Source organism: Vibrio sp. OPT41, from assembly GCF_015163595.1.
GTDB lineage: Bacteria > Pseudomonadota > Gammaproteobacteria > Enterobacterales > Vibrionaceae > Vibrio > Vibrio alginolyticus.
This window is the reverse complement of sequence record NZ_JADDYH010000062.1, coordinates 1-529: the sequence shown is the minus strand read 5'-3', so window position 1 is coordinate 529 and position 529 is coordinate 1. Positions and strand designations below refer to the sequence as shown.

The 529-nt window shown below is 41.6% G+C and carries 1 protein-coding gene; it reads left to right on the top strand.

From position 1 onward, the window contains the following. Positions 1-49 precede the first annotated feature (49 nt). Positions 50-412, top strand: a complete 363-nt coding sequence (locus IQP38_RS21380; RefSeq protein ID WP_193838022.1) for a VOC family protein — start codon at positions 50-52, stop codon at positions 410-412. Positions 413-529: the final 117 nt, after the last annotated feature.

Genomic DNA, 529 nt, shown 5'->3' with positions numbered 1-529 from the left:
GGCGTTATGTACTTTAAGGAAAATTGTAACCAACTCTAAAGGATCGAGAGTGATAGATCATTTTGAAATTAAGGTAGTTGCATTCGAAGAATGTCGTGTGTTTTACAAGAATGTGCTAGAGCCATTGGGTATTGAACTCAAGTGGTCAGATGAAAATGCTGCTGGCTTTGGGCTTTCGAGCGAGCCAAATGTAAGGTTTCTAATTGAAAAAGGCGTCAGTAATTCTAAGTGCCATATTGCTTTTTCTGCATCAAACAAATTACAAGTTTCTGCGTTTCATCAAGCGGGGTTATCTTTAGGTGGTAAATGCAACGGTAAGCCTGGTTTACGAAAAAACTATGCTCCAAACTACTACGCTGCGTTTTTGATTGACCCTGAGGGCAACAATGTGGAGTCAGTGGTGTACCTTTAGCACGTACATAACAAATTGTTCAAGAGTGATTCGGCACGCGTGGCATTTTTACTATGCGTTGGTTTTAGTGGTTAAGGTGGTATGCGGAAGCTTCGGTATTGCGCGCCTCACACCTTA